The 1,632-nt window shown below is 65.4% G+C and carries 1 protein-coding gene; it reads left to right on the top strand.

Annotated features, from left to right (window positions below):
- Positions 1-98 precede the first annotated feature (98 nt).
- Positions 99-1,481 (top strand): IS1380 family transposase, encoded by a 1,383-nt coding sequence (locus tag NKH19_RS33225; protein ID WP_352874160.1) that lies wholly within the window; start codon positions 99-101, stop codon positions 1,479-1,481.
- Positions 1,482-1,632 lie beyond the last annotated feature (151 nt).

Raw genomic sequence — 1,632 nt, 5'->3', positions numbered from 1 at the left:
CTAGCCCGAATATCTCACAGAGTTGAGGTGCATCGGGGCTCCGAATCAGGGAAAATGCTTCTGCGACAAAGACTTACCCTAGGCAGAGGTGTTCCCCGATGCAAACAGAGTGTAGCGCAGAACGGTTTGATTTTGGAGCTGTTGAAAAGCGCGCCGTTGTGGCCGGTTTTGACGGCGGGACGATCACGTCGGATGCCGGGGCGCTTTTGCTGGGGCTGACGGAGCGGGCGATCGGACTGGTCGGCCGCTTTGCCCGCTGCTTCGTGGATGCCCGCAATCCGGGCTTGATCGAGCATGCGGTGAAGACGCTGGTCGGGCAGCGGATCTTCGCGCTTGCGCTCGGCTATGAAGACCTCAACGACCACGACGAACTGCGCCATGATCCGGTGCTGGCGGTGCTGGCCGGCAAGCTCAAGGCGCGGCGTCACAAGAAATGCGCGGCCGTCGCCGGCAAGTCGACGCTCAACCGGCTGGAGCTGAGCCGGCCGCAGCCTTCGCGCTATCACAAGATCAGCCACGATCCGGCGGCGATCGAGGCGCTGTTCGTCGAGCTGTTCATGGGCGCGCACGCCGCCCCGCCCGAAGAGATCGTGCTTGATCTGGACGCCACCGACGATCCCCTGCACGGCAACCAGGAGGGGCGCTTCTTCCACGGCTACTACGGCAACTACTGCTACCTGCCGCTCTACGTCTTCTGCGGCGATCACCTGTTGTGCGCCAAGCTGCGGCCCGCCAACATCGACGCCGCCGCCGGCGCGGTTCAGGAGATCGAGCGCATCGTGCGCCAGTTGCGCCAGCGCTGGCCCAAGGTTCGCATCGTGCTGCGCGCCGATTCCGGCTTCGCTCGTGAGGAGCTGATGGCCTGGTGCGAGCAGAACGCCGTCGACTACCTGTTCGGCCTGGCCCGCAATGTTCGGTTGGCCCGCCACATCGCGGCTGAACTGGACGCGGCCAGGGTGGAAAGTGCCCTCACCAGCCGGCCGGCCCGCCGCTTCAAGGACTTCCTGTGGACCACGCGCAAGAGCTGGAGCGGCCGGCGCCGGGTCGTGGCCAAGGCCGAGTGGACGCAAGGCGAGGCCAACCCGCGCTTTGTCGTCACCTCGCTCGCCGCCGAGGCTTGGCCGGCGCAATGCCTCTACGAGGACCTCTACTGCGCCCGCGGCGAGATGGAGAACCGCATCAAGGAATGCCAGCTCGACCTGTTCGCCGACCGCACCTCTGCCGCCACCCTGCGCGCCAACCAGCTCAGGCTCTGGTTCGCCTCGATGGCCTATGTGCTGATCTGCGCGCTGCGCCGCATCGGCCTGGTGGACACACGGCTCGCCAGGGCAAGCTGCGCCACCATCCGCCTCAAACTGTTCAAGATCGGCGCCCTGGTCAACGTCTCGGTGCGCCGCATCAAGCTGGCCATGAACTCCGCCTGCCCCTTCCAGCGCGAGTGGGCCCTGACCTACGCCAGACTATCGGCAGCCGCCATCTGAGCGCCCCGATCCACCCTCCCGTCAACAACAAGGATATCGCCGAACCACAACCACCGCTTCGCGCGGCGACAGCCCTTGCCTGCAACTCACGCGCTCGCAAAATCCCCGCTTCAGACCTACGCCAAAAGACAGTGTGAGATATCCGGGCTAG

Source organism: Mesorhizobium sp. M1338 (assembly GCF_040318045.1).
Taxonomy (GTDB): Bacteria; Pseudomonadota; Alphaproteobacteria; order Rhizobiales; family Rhizobiaceae; genus Mesorhizobium.
The sequence above is the reverse complement of the archived record's forward strand: the minus strand, read 5'-3'. Positions and strand labels throughout refer to the sequence as shown.

What these genes read in the sequence shown, in the direction of transcription:
- NKH19_RS33225 (WP_352874160.1), top strand. Translation starts at nt 99, where the DNA reads ATGCAAACAGAGTGTAGCGCAGAACGGTTTGATTTTGGAGCTGTTGAA.